17 protein-coding genes are annotated in these 17,322 nt (G+C 53.0%); 8 read left to right on the top strand and 9 right to left on the bottom strand.

Annotated features, from left to right (window positions below):
* The first annotated feature begins 41 nt into the window (after positions 1 to 41).
* The 5 genes from surA to apaH are packed head-to-tail and all read left to right on the top strand — an operon-like array spanning position 42 to position 4,373.
* Complete coding sequence (gene surA, locus FDX11_RS21275) at positions 42 to 1,328, top strand: peptidylprolyl isomerase SurA (protein ID WP_042312387.1); 1,287 nt, start codon at positions 42 to 44, stop codon at positions 1,326 to 1,328.
* Positions 1,328 to 2,320 carry a 4-hydroxythreonine-4-phosphate dehydrogenase PdxA gene (gene pdxA, locus FDX11_RS21270; RefSeq protein ID WP_042312390.1) on the top strand — a complete coding sequence of 331 codons (993 nt, stop codon included), beginning with the start codon at positions 1,328 to 1,330 and terminating at the stop codon, positions 2,318 to 2,320. Before surA ends, pdxA begins: the two co-directional genes overlap by 1 nt.
* Positions 2,313 to 3,134, top strand: a complete 822-nt coding sequence (rsmA, locus tag FDX11_RS21265) for a 16S rRNA (adenine(1518)-N(6)/adenine(1519)-N(6))-dimethyltransferase RsmA (RefSeq protein WP_061382914.1) — start codon at positions 2,313 to 2,315, stop codon at positions 3,132 to 3,134. The genes pdxA and rsmA overlap by 8 nt, the downstream gene beginning before the upstream one ends.
* 2 nt (positions 3,135 to 3,136) lie before the next feature.
* Positions 3,137 to 3,514: a Co2+/Mg2+ efflux protein ApaG gene (gene apaG / locus FDX11_RS21260; protein WP_003018867.1), complete on the top strand. Its 378-nt coding sequence runs from the start codon at positions 3,137 to 3,139 to the stop codon at positions 3,512 to 3,514.
* A gap of 10 nt (positions 3,515 to 3,524) precedes the next feature.
* Entirely contained in the window at positions 3,525 to 4,373 is an 849-nt protein-coding gene (apaH, locus tag FDX11_RS21255) for a bis(5'-nucleosyl)-tetraphosphatase (symmetrical) ApaH (RefSeq protein ID WP_042312394.1), read from the top strand.
* A gap of 101 nt (positions 4,374 to 4,474) precedes the next feature.
* Here the strand turns inward: apaH and folA are convergent, their stop codons facing one another.
* From folA to FDX11_RS21210, 9 genes are all read right to left on the bottom strand, one after another.
* Entirely contained in the window at positions 4,475 to 4,954 is a 480-nt protein-coding gene (folA, locus tag FDX11_RS21250; RefSeq protein ID WP_137398498.1) for a type 3 dihydrofolate reductase, read from the bottom strand.
* A 198-nt stretch (positions 4,955 to 5,152) separates the two neighbouring features.
* Entirely contained in the window at positions 5,153 to 7,015 is a 1,863-nt protein-coding gene (gene kefC, locus FDX11_RS21245) for a glutathione-regulated potassium-efflux system protein KefC (protein WP_042312396.1), read from the bottom strand.
* Positions 7,008 to 7,538 carry a glutathione-regulated potassium-efflux system oxidoreductase KefF gene (gene kefF / locus FDX11_RS21240; RefSeq protein WP_038637110.1) on the bottom strand — a complete coding sequence of 177 codons (531 nt, stop codon included), beginning with the start codon at positions 7,536 to 7,538 and terminating at the stop codon, positions 7,008 to 7,010. Before kefF ends, kefC begins: the two co-directional genes overlap by 8 nt.
* 103 nt (positions 7,539 to 7,641) lie before the next feature.
* Positions 7,642 to 7,875, bottom strand: coding sequence for a YgdI/YgdR family lipoprotein (locus FDX11_RS21235; protein ID WP_003018880.1), 234 nt, complete (start codon positions 7,873 to 7,875; stop codon positions 7,642 to 7,644).
* Positions 7,876 to 7,965: 90 nt separating this feature from the next.
* A complete protein-coding gene (locus FDX11_RS21230; protein ID WP_042312400.1) occupies positions 7,966 to 9,309 on the bottom strand; it encodes an MFS transporter in 1,344 nt (447 codons plus the stop codon).
* Positions 9,310 to 9,416: 107 nt separating this feature from the next.
* On the bottom strand, positions 9,417 to 9,704 hold the full coding sequence (gene fixX, locus FDX11_RS21225; RefSeq protein WP_000203736.1) for a ferredoxin-like protein FixX: 288 nt from the start codon (positions 9,702 to 9,704) through the stop codon (positions 9,417 to 9,419).
* Positions 9,701 to 10,987: an FAD-dependent oxidoreductase gene (locus FDX11_RS21220; RefSeq protein WP_137398497.1), complete on the bottom strand. Its 1,287-nt coding sequence runs from the start codon at positions 10,985 to 10,987 to the stop codon at positions 9,701 to 9,703. Before FDX11_RS21220 ends, fixX begins: the two co-directional genes overlap by 4 nt.
* 49 nt (positions 10,988 to 11,036) lie before the next feature.
* Positions 11,037 to 11,978: an electron transfer flavoprotein subunit alpha/FixB family protein gene (locus tag FDX11_RS21215; protein ID WP_061382909.1), complete on the bottom strand. Its 942-nt coding sequence runs from the start codon at positions 11,976 to 11,978 to the stop codon at positions 11,037 to 11,039.
* A 15-nt stretch (positions 11,979 to 11,993) separates the two neighbouring features.
* Complete coding sequence (locus FDX11_RS21210) at positions 11,994 to 12,764, bottom strand: electron transfer flavoprotein FixA (protein ID WP_137398496.1); 771 nt, start codon at positions 12,762 to 12,764, stop codon at positions 11,994 to 11,996.
* 480 nt (positions 12,765 to 13,244) lie between these two features.
* On the opposite strand from FDX11_RS21210, the gene caiT reads away from it, so the two are divergent.
* From caiT to caiB, 3 genes are all read left to right on the top strand, one after another.
* Positions 13,245 to 14,762 carry an L-carnitine/gamma-butyrobetaine antiporter gene (gene caiT / locus FDX11_RS21205; RefSeq protein ID WP_042312410.1) on the top strand — a complete coding sequence of 506 codons (1,518 nt, stop codon included), beginning with the start codon at positions 13,245 to 13,247 and terminating at the stop codon, positions 14,760 to 14,762.
* A gap of 34 nt (positions 14,763 to 14,796) precedes the next feature.
* Positions 14,797 to 15,939 carry a crotonobetainyl-CoA dehydrogenase gene (caiA, locus tag FDX11_RS21200; protein ID WP_003018898.1) on the top strand — a complete coding sequence of 381 codons (1,143 nt, stop codon included), beginning with the start codon at positions 14,797 to 14,799 and terminating at the stop codon, positions 15,937 to 15,939.
* A gap of 105 nt (positions 15,940 to 16,044) precedes the next feature.
* On the top strand, positions 16,045 to 17,262 hold the full coding sequence (gene caiB / locus FDX11_RS21195) for an L-carnitine CoA-transferase (protein WP_042312412.1): 1,218 nt from the start codon (positions 16,045 to 16,047) through the stop codon (positions 17,260 to 17,262).
* Positions 17,263 to 17,322 lie beyond the last annotated feature (60 nt).

Raw genomic sequence — 17,322 nt, 5'->3', positions numbered from 1 at the left:
ACAACGTAATCCGCATTGCGGTTAATTGAAATGGAAAAAGTATGAAGAACTGGAAAACGCTGCTTCTCGGTATCGCCATGATCGCGAATACCAGTTTCGCTGCCCCACAGGTAGTCGATAAAGTCGCAGCCGTCGTCAATAACGGCGTCGTTCTCGAAAGCGACGTCGATGGCTTAATGCAGTCAGTAAAACTTAATGCGGGTCAGGCTGGTCAGCAGTTACCGGATGACGCCACGCTGCGTCATCAGATCCTGGAACGTTTGATCATGGATCAAATCCTCCTGCAAATGGGTCAGAAGATGGGGGTTAAAATCTCTGACGAGCAGTTGGATCAGGCTATCGCCAACATCGCCAAGCAGAACAACATGACGCTGGATCAGATGCGCAGCCGTCTGGCACAGGATGGCTTAAGCTATTCGACCTATCGTAGCCAGATCCGCAAAGAGATGACCATCTCCGAAGTGCGTAACAACGAAGTCCGCCGTCGCGTCACCATTCTGCCGCAGGAAGTGGATGCCCTGGCGCAGCAGGTTGGCAACCAAAACGATGCCAGCACCGAGCTGAACCTGAGCCACATTTTGATCCCATTACCGGAAAACCCAACTTCAGATCAGGTAAACGCGGCTGAAAGCCAGGCGCGTTCCGTTGTTGATGAAGCGCGTAACGGTAGCGATTTCGGCAAACTGGCTATCACTTACTCCGCAGACCAGCAGGCGCTGAAAGGCGGCCAGATGGGTTGGGGACGTATTCAGGAACTACCGGGCATCTTCGCTCAGGCGTTAAGCACCGCAAAGAAAGGCGATATCATCGGCCCTATTCGTTCAGGTGTAGGTTTCCACATCCTGAAAGTCAACGATATGCGTGGTCAAAGTCAGAGCATCTCCGTGACTGAAGTGCACGCCCGCCATATTCTGCTGAAGCCATCGCCGATCATGACCGATCAACAGGCGCGTCTGAAGCTGGAACAAATCGCGGCAGATATTAAGAGCGGTAAAACCACCTTCGCGGCAGCAGCGAAAGAGTTTTCTCAGGATCCCGGTTCTGCCAACCAGGGCGGCGATCTGGGCTGGGCTGCAGCGGATATTTTCGATCCCGCTTTCCGCGATGCGCTGACCAAACTTAACAAAGGCCAGATGAGCGCCCCGGTGCATTCCTCTTTCGGTTGGCATCTGATCGAACTGCTGGACACGCGTAATGTGGATAAAACTGACGCAGCGCAGAAAGACCGTGCCTACCGTATGCTGATGAACCGTAAATTCTCGGAAGAAGCAGCGACCTGGATGCAGGAACAGCGCGCCAGCGCATACGTTAAAATTCTGAGCAACTAATGACTCGTATTCAACGCGTTGTCATCACTCCCGGCGAACCCGCCGGGATTGGCCCAGACCTCGTGGTTCAGCTCGCACAGCGTGAGTGGCCCGTAGAACTCGTCGTCTGTGCGGATGCCGCTCTTCTCAGTGACCGGGCAGCGATGCTCGGTTTACCGCTTTCACTCCTCCCCTACTCTTCAGATACTCCAGCCAGACCGCAATCAGCAGGTACGTTGACGCTGTTACCGATTGCGCTACGAGCACCTGTAGTCGCAGGTCAATTGGCGGTAGAAAATGGGCAATATGTCGTGGATACGCTGGCTCGCGCCTGCGATGGTTGTCTGCAAGGTGAATTTGCGGCGCTGATTACCGGCCCTGTCCACAAGGGCGTAATCAATGACGCTGGGGTGCCGTTTACCGGGCATACCGAGTTTTTTGAAGAGCGTTCACAGGCGAAGAAAGTGGTGATGATGCTGGCGACGGAGGAACTGCGCGTAGCGCTGGCCACCACGCATTTGCCGCTCAGAGCCGTTGCCGACGCTATTACACCCGCACTGTTGCAGGAAGTGATCGGCATTCTGCATCATGATTTGCGCACCAAGTTTGGCATTGCCGATCCGCATATTCTGGTGTGTGGCCTTAACCCGCATGCTGGTGAAGGCGGACATATGGGGACGGAAGAGTTAGACACCATCATTCCGGTCCTCGATGCCCTGCGTACGCAGGGGATGAAATTAAACGGCCCACTGCCTGCAGATACGCTGTTTCAGCCCAAATATCTCGACCACGCGGATGCCGTATTGGCAATGTACCACGATCAGGGTCTCCCCGTGCTAAAATACCAGGGATTTGGTCGCGGTGTGAATATCACGCTGGGCCTGCCCTTTATTCGCACATCTGTCGATCACGGTACCGCACTTGAACTTGCGGGTCGTGGGCAAGCAGATGTCGGCAGTTTTATTACGGCGCTTAACCTCGCCATCAAAATGATTGTTAATACTAATGAATAATCGAGTCCATCAGGGCCACTTAGCCCGTAAACGTTTCGGGCAAAACTTCCTTAACGATCAGTTTGTGATCGAAAGTATTGTCTCTGCTATCAATCCGCAGAAAGGTCAGGCAATGGTCGAAATCGGCCCGGGCCTGGCAGCATTGACCGAGCCAGTAGGTGAACGACTGGATAAGCTCACGGTCATTGAACTGGACCGCGACCTTGCCGCGCGCCTGCAAACTCACCCGTTTTTAGGGCCAAAGCTGACGATTTATCAGCAAGATGCCATGACGATGAACTTCGGCGAACTCGCACAAACGATGGGCCAGCCGCTGCGCGTTTTCGGCAACCTGCCGTACAACATCTCCACGCCGCTGATGTTCCATCTTTTTACCTATACTGATGCCATTGCCGACATGCATTTCATGTTGCAAAAAGAGGTAGTCAATCGTCTGGTTGCAGGGCCAAACAGTAAAGCGTATGGTCGATTAAGCGTCATGGCGCAATATTATTGCAATGTGATCCCGGTACTCGAAGTACCGCCATCCGCATTCACGCCTGCGCCTAAAGTCGATTCCGCCGTTGTGCGTCTGGTTCCACATGCGACGATGCCGTACCCGGTTAAAGATGTCCGCGTGCTGAGCCGTATTACCACCGAAGCGTTTAACCAGCGCCGTAAAACGGTACGTAACAGCCTCGGTAACCTGTTTAGCGTTGAGGTCCTGACCGAGCTGGGTATTGATCCGGCGATGCGAGCGGAAAATATCTCTGTCGCGCAATACTGCCGGATGGCTAACTATCTGTCAGAAAAAGCGCCATCGAAGGAGAGTTAAAGATGATCAATTCGCCCCGAGTGTGCATTCAGGTACAAAGCGTCTACATTGAGGCGCAATCCTCACCTGATGATGAACGTTACGTTTTTGCTTATACCGTGACTATCCGCAATTTGGGGCGAGCGCCTGTGCAGCTGTTGGGGCGTTATTGGTTGATCACTAATGGTCATGGCCGCGAAACCGAAGTTCAGGGCGAAGGTGTGGTTGGCGTTCAGCCCCACATCGAACCTGGCGAAGAGTATCAGTACACCAGCGGAGCGGTAATTGAAACACCGCTGGGCACCATGCAGGGTCATTACGAAATGATCGATGAACAAGGCATCGCCTTTACCATCGACATTCCCGTGTTTCGGCTCGCCGTTCCAACACTCATTCACTAAAACAATAACTATGGCGACATACCTTATTGGCGACGTTCACGGTTGTTACGATGAACTGATCGCCTTGCTGCACCAGGTAGACTTTAACCCCGAACAAGACACCCTCTGGCTCACCGGCGATCTGGTCGCGCGTGGGCCAGGCTCTCTGGACGTTTTACGCTACGTGAAATCGCTGGGCGATAGCGTGCGGTTAGTCCTTGGCAATCACGATCTGCACCTGCTGGCCGTGTTTGCTGGTATCAGCCGTAACAAACCGAAAGACCGGCTCACACCGCTGCTCGAAGCAGCGGATGCGGATGAGTTACTTAATTGGTTACGCCGCCAGCCACTCTTGCAGATTGATGAAGAGAAGAAGCTGGTGATGGCGCATGCCGGCATTACCCCACAATGGGATCTGCAGACAGCGAGGAATTGTGCCCGCGATGTTGAAGCCGTATTGTCGAGCGACTCGTATCCCTTCTTCCTTGACGCCATGTATGGCGACATGCCAAACAACTGGACGCCGGAACTCACGGGGCTGGCGCGCCTGCGTTTTATTACCAACGCATTTACCCGTATGCGCTACTGCTTCCCCAACGGTCAGTTGGATATGTACAGCAAAGAGTCGCCAGAAGATGCGCCAGCCCCGCTGAAGCCCTGGTTTGCCATTCCTGGGCCTGTCAGTGAAGCCTATAGCATTGCTTTCGGGCACTGGGCATCGCTGGAGGGGAAAGGCACGCCTGAAGGTATCTACGCGCTGGATACGGGATGTTGCTGGGGGGGAGACCTCACCTGTCTGCGCTGGGAAGACAAACAGTACTTTGTGCAGCCATCAAATCGCCATCTGAATCTGGATCCCGGCGAAGCGGTCAACGCCTGATAGGTTTATGCCTGATGGCGCTACGCTTATCAGGCCTACATCTGGCACAAGAGTAGGCCGGATAAGGCGTTTCGCCGCCATCCGGCACTTACATTACAGTATTAACGACGCTCCAGAATCTCGAAGCAGTAGCTGTGGGAGTTTTGCGCGTCGGCATCGTGAAATTCGCTGAACACCGATTCCCAGTCGTCCGGTTCGTAGTCCGGGAAATGCGTATCCCCTTCAACTTCCGCATCAATGTGTGTCAGATACAGTTTTTGCGCTTTCGGCAGGAACTGCTCATACACGCGTCCACCGCCAATCACCATAATTTCAGGTTCATCGCCGCAGGCCGCTATTGCTTCATCAACAGACTTCACCCACTGCACACGATCGTCGGTGCCTGGTTGACTACTAATGATGATATTTTTACGCCCTGGCAACGGTCGCCCGATGGATTCCCAGGTATGGCGTCCCATGACAACCGGCTTGTTTAAGGTATTACGTTTAAACCAGGCGAGATCGGCAGGTAGGTTCCATGGCATGGCGTTTTCCATACCGATGACGCGATCTACCGCTAACGCCGCAATCAGACTGATCATTGAATGTTTCCCGGATACAAAAAAATTGTCGCCACTATACGGAAAGCGCAATCTTTCGTCGACTGGCGGAAAGAGGATGAGCATGAAAATTTTCCGTTCTGCTGGCGAACCGACCTATTTAAGGTGGTACGCCAACATTACAGTAGTTCAAAAACAGTCAATTAGCAGTAAAGTTTGCAGAACATCACATTTTTTACTCTATGCTGACGGTTTCACTTCCGGCTCATCGGCGACGTCGCCCGTATGTTTACCTTCATCCGTGCCTTGCCAGCCATGGCGTTGAATTAACGATAAGTGTTGGCGATCTTCCGCAATAATTTCACTCAGCATTGCGCTGGTGCGTTTATAAACCGCTGCACGGGAAATCGCGTCATTTTCCCCTTTCACCATCTCCTCAACCATAAGCATATTGAAACGACGGAATACGTCGGCCCGCTCACGCGCTTCATAGCGCCCCAGCCCAAGCCCTTCCAGCGCCAGACGCCCGGTCTTCAGCGCGCCTTCAAAGGTTTCACGTTCCGGCATTTCCACCCCCGCCTGGCGCAGGCGAATGTAATGATCCACATCGCGCGCGCGGGCAATAATTTGCAGATGAGGGAAATGCTCCTTCACCATTTCGGTTAATTGCAGGCTGGTTTGCGGATCGTCAATGGCGTTAATGATGACTTCAGCTTTAGCCGCCCCGGCAGACTCCAGCAGATCCATCCGGGTCGCATCGCCATAGAAAACCTTCATGCCAAATTTACGTAGCGTTTCGATATGGTCCGGGTCATGATCAAGAACCACCATTTTGACGCCGCTCGACAACAGCAAACGACCGGTAATCTGACCAAATCGCCCAAACCCGGCGATGATCACTCGCGGTTGTTCTTCGTCGATTTCATCCGCTTCCCGCTCTTCACCGGTCGCTGATTTTTCCAGTCGCGTCAAAATCACCAGTAAAATTGGCGTCGCCGCCATCGACAGCGCCACCGCCAGGGTCAACGATTTCGCCCAATCAGGATCAAGCACGTCTGCCATTTGCGCCGCGCCAAACACCACGAAGGCAAATTCACTGCCCTGCCCTAATAATACGGCAAACCAGCGACGTTGCTTATTCGGCACCTGCAACGGTTTCGCTATCAGCCACAGCATGACGGTTTTGATAACCAGGAAACCAACCAGCAAGATGATAATGCGCAAAGGGTTATCAATCAGCGTGCCAAAATCGATAGACATCCCCACGCCGATGAAGAACAGACCCAACAACAGCCCTTTGAACGGTTCAATATCGCTTTCCAGCGCGTGGCGATACTCAGAGCTGGCCAGCAGCACACCGGCCAGGAACGCCCCCATCGCCATCGACAGTCCGACCTCTTCCAACAGCAGACCGAAGCCAAAAACGAGGAACAGCGCAACGGCGCTAAACACTTCCCGCAGGCCTGAACGGGCGACAAAACGTAAGGCCGGACGCGTCACATAGCGGCCTAACAACACCACCAGCACCAGTGCGCCCGCCACCTTTAGCGCAGAGAGCGCAAACGCCCCAAGCGTTGTCGATGCGCCGCTCGCCGCGAGTAATGGGATCATCGCCACCAGTGGAATAGCGGCGATATCCTGAAACAGCAGCACGGCAAATGTGCTGCGTCCGAGTTGCGACACCATCAGGTTACGTTCATTCATCGCCTGCATAGCGATGGCCGTGGAGGAAAGCGCCAGCGTCATGCCGATCAGTTCCGCTACCTGCCAGCGCAGGCCGAGGAACATACAGAACAGACCGATCAGCCCACCGCAAACCACCATTTGTAATGCACCACCGCCAAACACCGAGGCTCGCAGCTTCCACAAACGTTGCGGATCCAGTTCCAGGCCGATGACAAACAGCATCAGCACCACGCCGATCTCGGCAAAATGGAGGATTGATTCGGCATCGGTCACCAGCCTCAAACCCCATGGACCGATGATGCACCCGGCAATGAGATAGCCCAGCACCGACCCTAAGCCCAGCCGTACGGCTATGGGGACAATCAGCGCCGCCGAACCGAGGTAAATCAGCGCCTGTATTAGCGTATGACTATCCATGATGCACCTCCTGCCACTCCAGCAGACGCTGTTTATAGTGGCGCGCCTGCGCCTGCAGCGTTTCATCATCACAAATAAACGTACAGTGCATCGCAAACGGCGGCAGCCATTTGAGGCCGCAATATAAAGCCGTTGCCTGTAAGGGCTGGGAAAGTACATCAAAGCCAGGATGGGATCCGATATCAAAGTGGTTTTCACCGCCGCCAGTCGTCACAGCCCACAGCAGATGTTTACCGTGCAGCGCTGTTCCGCCATGGCCATAGGCCCAGCCGTGAGAGAGGACTTTATCCATCCACAATTTGAGTAACGGAGGCGTGCTATACCACTGCATAGGATGCTGCCAGATAATTAAATCAGCGCGTGCCAACGCATCCTGTTCAGCGGCAATATCGATATTGAAATCGGGGTAGAGCTGGTAGAGCGAGCGGATCTCCACGCCCTCCAGCGTCCTTGCCTGATCAAGCATCCGCTTATTCGCATGCGAATGCTGCGGATAGGGATGCGCATAAATGATGAGAATCATGATTAGCCTGTGTCACTGCATTATTGTAATAACAGTGAGTTTAGTCAGTTAATCCACAGGCTAACAGTCAATATTATTGAGTAGATAAATGGAAAAATCTGAGTTAGTTGTCCAGCTCACTCATATCTTTAACCTGGTCGCGGTTAATCTGCTCCGTCTTACCTGTTTGCGCATTTTTATATGACACCAGGCCAGTATCATCATCCACTTGCGGTTTGCCGTCGGTGACGATGGTTTTGCCGTCGGTGGTTTTCACCGCCTGGTTTGAGGAACAACCGGCGACGGTAAACAGTGCTGCTGCGGTAAAAATAGAGGTGATCAGGATATGTTTTTGCATGGTGTTCTCCCTGCTTTTCAGTCGTTTTCAGTGATATATACATTAACTGTAGGCTAACTGACTGAGTTACAGGGAAAATACAGAACACTCCTAATAGCCTGCCCTGGTCACGGGCTTACTGCGAATCGTCATCTGACTGGTTTGAGACAACGTCAGGCCGCGTGTTTCTGGTGCAAAAGCAATGGACACGAGCAGGCCAATCAGCGAAATTCCTGCCCCCATCAGCATGACATTACTGATGCCGTATTTGCTAATGAACACCGGTAGCGCCCAGGTGGAAACAATGGTCCCGATGCGGCTTAACGACATAATCACCCCGACGGCAGACGCGCGAATATCGGTAGGAAACAGTTCGTTAGGATATAGCCACTGCAGATTCCCCGGACCACCAGAGAAAAATGCGTATACGGCAAAGGCCAGCACCACCAGCCACGCCCCCATATCAGGAATTAACCCCAGTACGGCCAGCGCCAGCGTCATCATAATAAAGCTGCCAATTAACAGCGGTCGCCGCCCCGCGCTGTTGAGCCAGAACATCGGCGGAATACATCCCAGCATAAAGCACAAGCTAATCACCACGTTGCCCAACGCGGCGCTTTTCCCGGCGCCCAGTCCCAGTAGTCCAACAATCTGCGGACCAAAGGTGTAAATGGCGAACATCGGGATCACCTGACAGGTCCAGATGGCGGCAACAAACAGCACAAATGGGAAATGGCGGCGGTTAAACAGCTGGAGAAAACGCGTCTCCTGCGGCGCTTCTTCGTCGAACACCACCGGTTCGCCGAACAGCTTGATCATCATCGCCTCGCACTCTTTCACCCGCCCCTTACGCAGCAGCCAGCGCGGCGATTCAGGCAGGTCGAAGCGTCCAATCAGGATCAAAATACAGGGGATCACCGCACTGCCTAGCATCCAGCGCCATCCGCCCTCAACATCATACAAACAGTAACCGACCAGATCGGCACAGGTTGCGCCGACATACCACATAGCCGCGATAAAACCGATAGAGAAGGCACGCTGGCGGGTATTGGAAAATTCGGTAATCATCGAGGTGGCGATCGGGTAATCGGCGCCAATCACAATGCCGATCAGCACGCGCATCACCAACAGTTCAACGGGCGAGGTAACGAACATCGTCGCCGCCGATATCACGCCAATGGCGATGATATCGATAATAAACATTTTGCGCCGCCCGACCTTATCGGAAATGTAGCCAAACAGCGATGTACCAATAAACAGGCCAGCCAGTGTACCGGCCCCCAGCAGACCAATCCAGTCAGCATCCAGTTTCAATGCTGGCGTGAGCTGTTCCAGCGCCACGCCAATCATTACCAGCACATAACCATCCAGAAACGGCCCACCGCTTCCCCATAGCATTATCCGGCGATGAATAGAGGTAAATTTGATATCATCAAAGTTCCTGGGCTGCTGCATGGTGATGTCCTGTTTTATTTAACTTAATGCCTGATGGCGCGTAGCTTTAAGGCCTACGTACTATGCCTGTAGGCCGGATAAGGCGAAGCCACCATCCGGCACCAGGTTTAGCCGTAGCGGAACTCCACGCCAAACGTCCCGCGTGGGTATTCCCATTTTTCCAGCGCCGTATCAAGGCCGAGGATCCGGCACGTTCCGCACTCCAGGCACCCGGCGTAATCAAAACGAACGCTACCGTCGTCCTGCTTTTTATACAGTCCCGCCGGACAGGCCTTAATCAGCACCTCCAGTGCCTGTTTATCAGGATCGGTTTTGAGAATGATGTGCGGGCTGTCTTCATCCACATTGAACTTATTGACGCCCAGTTTGACGTCCACATTGACGGGAGATGTCATAATACGGTCACTCCTTTCAGGCCATCTTTCATCAGGTTGATGAAGCCCACTTTCTTCGCATGGCGCAGGATTTTTTTACGCATTGGCACCGGAGCGGAGCCATCCACGGTGAACAGGTCGCGCGCGATACTGACCGCCATTTCGGGATAAGCGGTAAACATGCGGGGATTATCAAGAAAAGCGGGAAGCTTCTGATACATGCGCATATCGCGCATCGGACCTTCGTCCAGATGCTGACGGTATTCACCCAACAACTGCTTGCTAAAATCGTCACGCTTCATCGCCGAAAGCACCGTCTTCGCCGCCGCTTCGCCTGCGGATATGGCGAGATCCATACCACGGATGGTAAAGCCTAGGTTCATACACATGCCGGCAGCGTCTCCGGCAATCAGTACGCCATCGCCCACCAGTTCAGGCTGCATATTCATTCCCGCCTCGGGTACAACGTGTGCGGCATATTCCACCAGCTTGCCACCGGCGATCAACGGCGCAACTGCCGGATGCTGTTTGAAATCTTCCAGCATTTGCGGGACCGATTTTTTCGCGTCTTTCAGATGATGAAGTCCACAGACCAGCCCCAGGGAAAGGGTTGTTTCATTCGTATACAGGAAGCCACCACCCATCAGACCATCGGTTGGCGCCCCGGCAAACAGACAGGCGGCACCTTCGTTGCCCTGTAACTGGAAACGATCTTCAATTACCGACTTCGGCAATTCGATCAGTTCCTTCACGCCGACAGCAACATGCGATGCCTCAACACGCTTGGCCATGCCCAGCTTTTCAGCCAGCAGAGAATTCACCCCATCAGCGAGGATTACGACTTTGGCTTCCAGAATATCGCCATCGGCTTCCACGCCCACGACTTTGCCATCACGCTGAACGACATTATCCACGCGAATACCGGTGATAAGTTGCGCCCCCGCCTCTTCGGCCTGCTCCATCAGCCAGGCGTCAAATTTACTGCGCAAAACGGAATAAGAAACTTGCGACGATGCGGCGTCCTCGCCGTTGCAATAATCCATCGTCATCGCCCCTTTTTCGGTCATAAAGGCGAGTTTTTCGTGGGTGATCATGCGTTCAATGGGGGCCTGATCCGCAAAGCCGGGAATGATGCGTTCCAGGCTATGTGCATACAAACGCCCACCGGTGACATTCTTCGCGCCAGCAGAATTGCCACGCTCGATAACCAGCACCTGTGCACCTTCGCGAGCAAGCACCAGCGCCGCAACCGAACCGGCCAGACCTGCACCCACGATGATGGCATCAAAGATATCTTCGGACATACGTACTCCTGTCAGCGGCAGGATACCTTCGCATCCTGCCCGAAATGGTTTATCGCGCTAAGGCAGCCGTCAGCGCAGGCAGGATCTTCAGCGCATCGCCAACGATGCCAAAATCTGCATACTGGAAGATTGGCGCGTTTTTATCTTTGTTGATGGCGAAAATCGTCTGCGCGCCGTTGGCACCAACCATATGTTGGATCTGCCCGGAGATCCCCACCGCCAGATACAGTTCAGGCTTGAGCATCAGGTTGGAGATACCGACGTAGCGCTCGTGCTCCATCCACTTCTCGTTTTCCGCCACCGGGCGAGAGCAGGCCAGCTCGGCGCCAATCGTCTGGCACAGCGCTTCGGCCAGCGAGATATTCTCTTTGCTGCCGATGCCACGTCCCACGCTGACCACCAGACGCGCTTTGTCGAGGTCAACGCTGTTGCTCTGACGCGCCTGGGTTGCGGTGCGGGTCACGTTAATGGCCGGAGCCTGCCACTGCACGGTATGCATCTCGCCGCTGCGAGAAGTGTCCGGGTCTTGTGCGTCAAACGTTCCGCTGCTAAGCGTGATCACGGCAAACGGCGAAGCGATGGTTTCCGCTCCTATCGCCAGACCGCCGTAGACCATATGTTTAACCGCCGCTTTTCCATCCTGCAGGGCGACTTCGCTGGCATCGTTGGAAACCGCAGCCGACAAGCGAAAGCCCAGTTTTGCTGCCAAAAGCTTGCCTCGACGCGTATTCGGCAGCAGCACCGCGCCTCCCTCGCTATGCTGACGAATAGTCTCAGCCATCGCATCAGCGTAGTCTTCGATCATGCGGTCTTCTGGTTTGCCGCTGAGCAGCCAGACATGATCCGCGCCCAAATGACATGCTGTCGCGCTGTCCGCTTCGTTCAGTACGAACGCGTTAACTTTTTCACCTACAGCCTGCGCGCCACTCATCAGTTCGGGCAGACGAGAAGGGGTATCGCTGAATACCCAGACACTGGAAAATTTGTTCATAACATCCCCTGATAATTAAATGATTTTGCGCAGATTCTCGACAAACGCGGCGATTTGTTCTTCCCCGTCACCTTCAATCACCACACGCTGACGCTCGCGCTGCTTCGGTGCGGCAACCTGTTGTGCGGAATACGCGGATACGCTGTTCAGCCCGATATCCGCAGGCGACCAGACCTGAACCGGTTTTTTCGCCGCGCCAAGAATGGCTTTCATCGAAGGGATTTGTGGGGTGTTGATGTCGGTGGAAACCGCAATCACCGCCGGGAGCGGGATGCTCAGCGTTTCAACTTCATCTTCCAGTTCGCGTTCTACCGTCAATGTGCTGTCGGTAAGAGAGAGGATCTTACTCACGCCGTTAATCGCCGGAACGTTCAGCGCTTCGCCCACCAGCAGACCAACCTGCTGAGCATAAAGATCGGAAGAACCGTCACCGCAAATAAGCAGATCGAAACCTGATTTTTGCGCGGCGGCAGCCAGCGCGCTGGCGGTTTGTTGCGGCAGAGCCTGCTCAAATTGATCGTCAATCACGACAATCAGTTCATCAGGGCCACGAGAGAGGACATCTTTGCGCCCTTTTGCATTGGTCAGCGCTTTGCCGCCAACGCTCATGGCGACAACCTGAGCGTCTCCCAACTGCTGTTTTAACTGGCAAGCAGCTTCAATTGCATTCAGATCATATTGGTTGATTTTGCCATCCGCTTTGCTGAAATCGAGTGTTCCATCAGCATTATTAATCGCAATATCCTGTTCATCAGGTACGCATTTGTAGCAAGTAATTATCTTCATTGCATCTCCAGAAATCATGAAGGAAACGTATTTATATCGGCGGTGTTAAATACAGATATCACGCTCTTTAATTCGGAAATAAAACCTTAATCACCAATATTGAAAATGTCACACATTGATATTCGTAACTTTCAATAGTGTTACGCACCTCACCAATATTGAAAGAAATATGCCAAACATAAAAATTTTCAATATTGTTTGCTGGCTCAACAATATTGAACGCCAGACACTTAAAAAAGTTAAAAAATCAGCATCAACAATATGATTTACAAAATAAAAATCAGAATTTAAACACAAAATAACCAGCACGAAAAAGTGTGATACCGATAACAGAATCACCCGAAATGAATACCCATTATGAGTTACTCACTGAGGCGTCCCAGAGGTTAAAAATTTATCAACAAATCATTAATAATAAATAAACAAACGTTCATAAACGGGCACGCTAAATAAATTTCGTTTTCACACTGGAATTCACTTATGAAAAATGAAAAGAGAAAATCGGGAATTGAACCGAAGGTTTTTTTTCCGCCATTAATAATTGTCGGAATACTTTGCTGGCTAACAGTAAGAGATCTTGATGCCGCTAACGTCGTTATTAATGCGGTATTCAGTTATGTCACCAATGTCTGGGGTTGGGCATTTGAATGGTATATGGTCGTCATGCTCTTCGGCTGGTTCTGGCTGGTTTTTGGCCCCTATGCCAAAAAGAGATTAGGTGACGAAAAACCGGAGTTTAGTACCGCCAGCTGGATTTTCATGATGTTCGCCTCCTGTACATCCGCTGCAGTTCTGTTCTGGGGCTCTATTGAGATCTACTACTATATCTCCACCCCGCCGTTCGGTCTGGAACCAAATTCCACAGGCGCGAAAGAGATAGGTCTGGCGTACAGCCTGTTCCACTGGGGGCCATTGCCGTGGGCAACCTATAGCTTCCTTTCCGTGGCCTTCGCCTACTTCTTCTTTGTACGCAAGATGGATGTCATCCGCCCCAGCTCCACGCTGGTACCGTTAGTGGGCGAAAAACATGCAAAAGGGCTGTTCGGCACCATCGTCGATAACTTCTACCTGGTGGCGCTGATCTTCGCAATGGGCACCAGCCTCGGTCTGGCTACCCCGCTGGTCACCGAGTGTATGCAATGGCTGTTCGGTATTCCGCATACGCTGCAATTGGATGCCATCATCATCACCTGCTGGATCATATTGAACGCTATTTGCGTGGCCTGCGGCTTGCAAAAAGGGGTCAGAATCGCCAGCGATGTGCGTAGCTACCTGAGCTTCCTGATGCTCGGCTGGGTGTTTATCGTCAGCGGCGCCAGCTTCATCATGAACTACTTCACCGATTCTGTAGGGATGCTGCTGATGCATCTGCCACGGATGCTGTTCTATACCGATGCCATCGGTAAAGGCGGCTTCCCGCAGGGCTGGACCGTTTTCTACTGGGCGTGGTGGGTTATTTACGCCATCCAGATGAGTATCTTCCTGGCTCGTATTTCTCGGGGTCGTACCGTACGTGAACTGTGCTTCGGGATGGTACTGGGCCTGACCGCGTCTACCTGGATCCTGTGGACTGTCCTTGGCAGTAACACGCTGCTGCTGATGGATAAAAACATCCTCAACATTCCGCAGTTGATTGAACAACACGGCGTGGCGCGCGCCATTATCGAAACCTGGGCCGCCTTGCCGCTCAGCACCGCCACCATGTGGGGTTTCTTTATCCTCTGCTTTATCGCCACCGTCACGCTGATTAACGCCTGCTCTTACACCCTGGCGATGTCGACCTGTCGCGAAGTTCGCGATGGTGAAGAGCCGCCGCTGCTGGTACGCATCGGCTGGTCCATTCTGGTCGGCATCATCGGTATCGTTCTGCTGGCGCTGGGCGGGCTGAAGCCCATTCAGACCGCGATTATCGCCGGAGGATGCCCGCTGTTCTTCGTCAACATTATGGTGACGCTGTCCTTTATTAAAGACGCCAAAGTGCACTGGAAAGACAAGTAATTCTAATTAACCCAATTGATCAAGAGGCTGAAAGATGGATTTCAACTTAAATGACGAGCAGGAACTGTTTGTCGCCGGTATTCGTGAACTGATGGCCAGTGAGAACTGGGAAGCTTATTTTGCCGAGTGCGATCGTGACAGCGTCTACCCTGAGCGTTTTGTAAAAGCGCTGGCGGATATGGGCATTGATAGCCTGCTGATCCCGGAGGAACACGGCGGTCTGGAAGCGGGTTTTGTCACCGTCGCCGCCGTCTGGATGGAGCTGGGACGTCTTGGCGCGCCAACTTACGTGTTGTACCAATTGCCGGGAGGTTTTAACACTTTCCTGCGTGAAGGGACTCAGGAGCAAATTGATAAAATCATGGCGTTCCAGGGCACCGGTAAGCAGATGTGGAACTCTGCTATCACCGAACCGGGAGCGGGATCGGATGTTGGTAGTCTTAAAACCACTTATACACGCAAAAATGGTAAGGTTTATCTTAATGGCAGTAAGTGCTTTATCACCAGTAGCGCCTATACCCCGTACATCGTGGTCATGGCGAGAGACGGTGCATCGCCGGATAAACCTGTTTACACCGAGTGGTTTGTTGACATGAGCAAAGCGGGTATCAAGGTCAACAAACTGGAGAAACTTGGTCTGCGCATGGATAGCTGCTGTGAAATCACCTTTGACGACGTTGAACTGGACGAAAAAGACATGTTCGGTCGGGAAGGTAATGGCTTCAACCGCGTGAAAGAAGAGTTTGACCATGAACGCTTCCTCGTCGCGCTGACCAACTACGGTACGGCAATGTGCGCTTTTGAAGACGCTGCGCGTTACGCTAATCAGCGCGTGCAGTTTGGTGAAACTATTGGCCGTTTCCAGCTGATTCAGGAGAAGTTTGCGCATATGGCGATCAAACTGAACTCCATGAAAAACATGCTGCTGGAAGCCGCGTGGAAAGCGGATAACGGCACTATTACCTCCGGCGACGCGGCAATGTGCAAATACTTCTGCGCCAACGCCGCGTTTGAAGTGGTAGACACCGCCATGCAGGTACTGGGAGGTGTTGGTATCGCGGGCAACCACCGCATCACGCGTTTCTGGCGTGACCTGCGCGTTGACCGTGTTTCTGGTGGTTCTGACGAAATGCAGATCCTGACGTTGGGTCGTGCGGTACTCAAGCAATACCGCTAATTCAGCACGATTCGTAGGCCGGATAAGGCGTTTACGCCGCCATCCGGCAACATGCCCGGTGGCGCCGTAGTTGCCGGGCCTACAAAAAATGCCAGGAGAAAAATGATGAATCATTTACCAATGCCAACCTTTGGTCCTCTTGCTGGGGTACGCGTTGTTTTTTCAGGGATCGAAATCGCCGGTCCGTTCGCCGGACAGATGTTCGCCGAATGGGGCGCCGAGGTTATCTGGATTGAAAACGTCGCATGGGCTGATACCATCCGCGTACAGCCTAACTACCCGCAGCTCTCACGCCGCAACCTGCACGCCCTGTCACTGAATATTTTCAAAGATGAAGGTCGGGAAGCGTTTCTGAAACTCATGGAAACCACCGATATTTTCATTGAAGCCAGTAAAGGCCCTGCCTTTGCACGCCGCGGTATTACTGATGAAGTGCTGTGGGAACATAACCCGAAACTGGTCATTGCCCACCTTTCTGGCTTCGGCCAGTTTGGTACCGAGGAGTACACCAATCTTCCGGCGTATAACACCATCGCGCAGGCGTTCAGTGGTTATCTGATCCAAAACGGCGACGTTGACCAACCGATGCCAGCCTTCCCGTATACCGCCGATTACTTCTCCGGGATGACCGCGACAACAGCGGCGCTGGCTGCCCTGCACAAAGTGCGCGAAACGGGTAAAGGTGAAAGCATCGATATCGCCATGTACGAAGTGATGCTGCGCATGGGTCAGTATTTCATGATGGACTACTTCAACGGCGGCGAAATCTGTCCACGTATGACGAAAGGGAAAGACCCCTACTACGCCGGTTGCGGCCTGTATAAATGCGCCGATGGTTACATCGTCATGGAGTTGGTCGGCATCACGCAAATCAACGAGTGCTTTAAAGATATTGGCCTTGCCCACATTCTCGGTACGCCGGAAGTTCCGGAAGGCACGCAGCTAATTCATCGCGTGGAATGCCCTTACGGCCCGCTCGTCGAAGAGAAACTGGACGCCTGGCTGGCAACACACACTATCGCCGAAGTTCAGGCGCGCTTTGCTGAGCTGAATATCGCCTGTGCAAAGGTGCTAACCATTCCAGAACTGGAAGGTAATCCGCAGTACGTTGCCCGCGAATCCATTACTCAGTGGCAAACAATGGACGGCCGCACCTGTAAAGGGCCGAACATCATGCCGAAATTTAAAAACAACCCGGGGAAAATCTGGCGTGGCATGCCCTCACACGGCATGGATACCGCCGCCATTCTGAAAAACATTGGTTATAGCGAAGCAGACATAAATGAGCTGGTCGGCAAAGGCCTGGCCAGGGTTGAGGAATAAACGCGACGCGCTAACCTGCTCGTTGGTTAGCGCTCACGCCTGATTTCAGTGGATAAAGCA

It is taken from the genome of Citrobacter sp. wls714 (genome assembly GCF_005281025.1).
GTDB lineage: Bacteria > Pseudomonadota > Gammaproteobacteria > Enterobacterales > Enterobacteriaceae > Citrobacter > Citrobacter werkmanii.
This window is presented reverse-complemented; position numbering and strand designations above follow the sequence as displayed.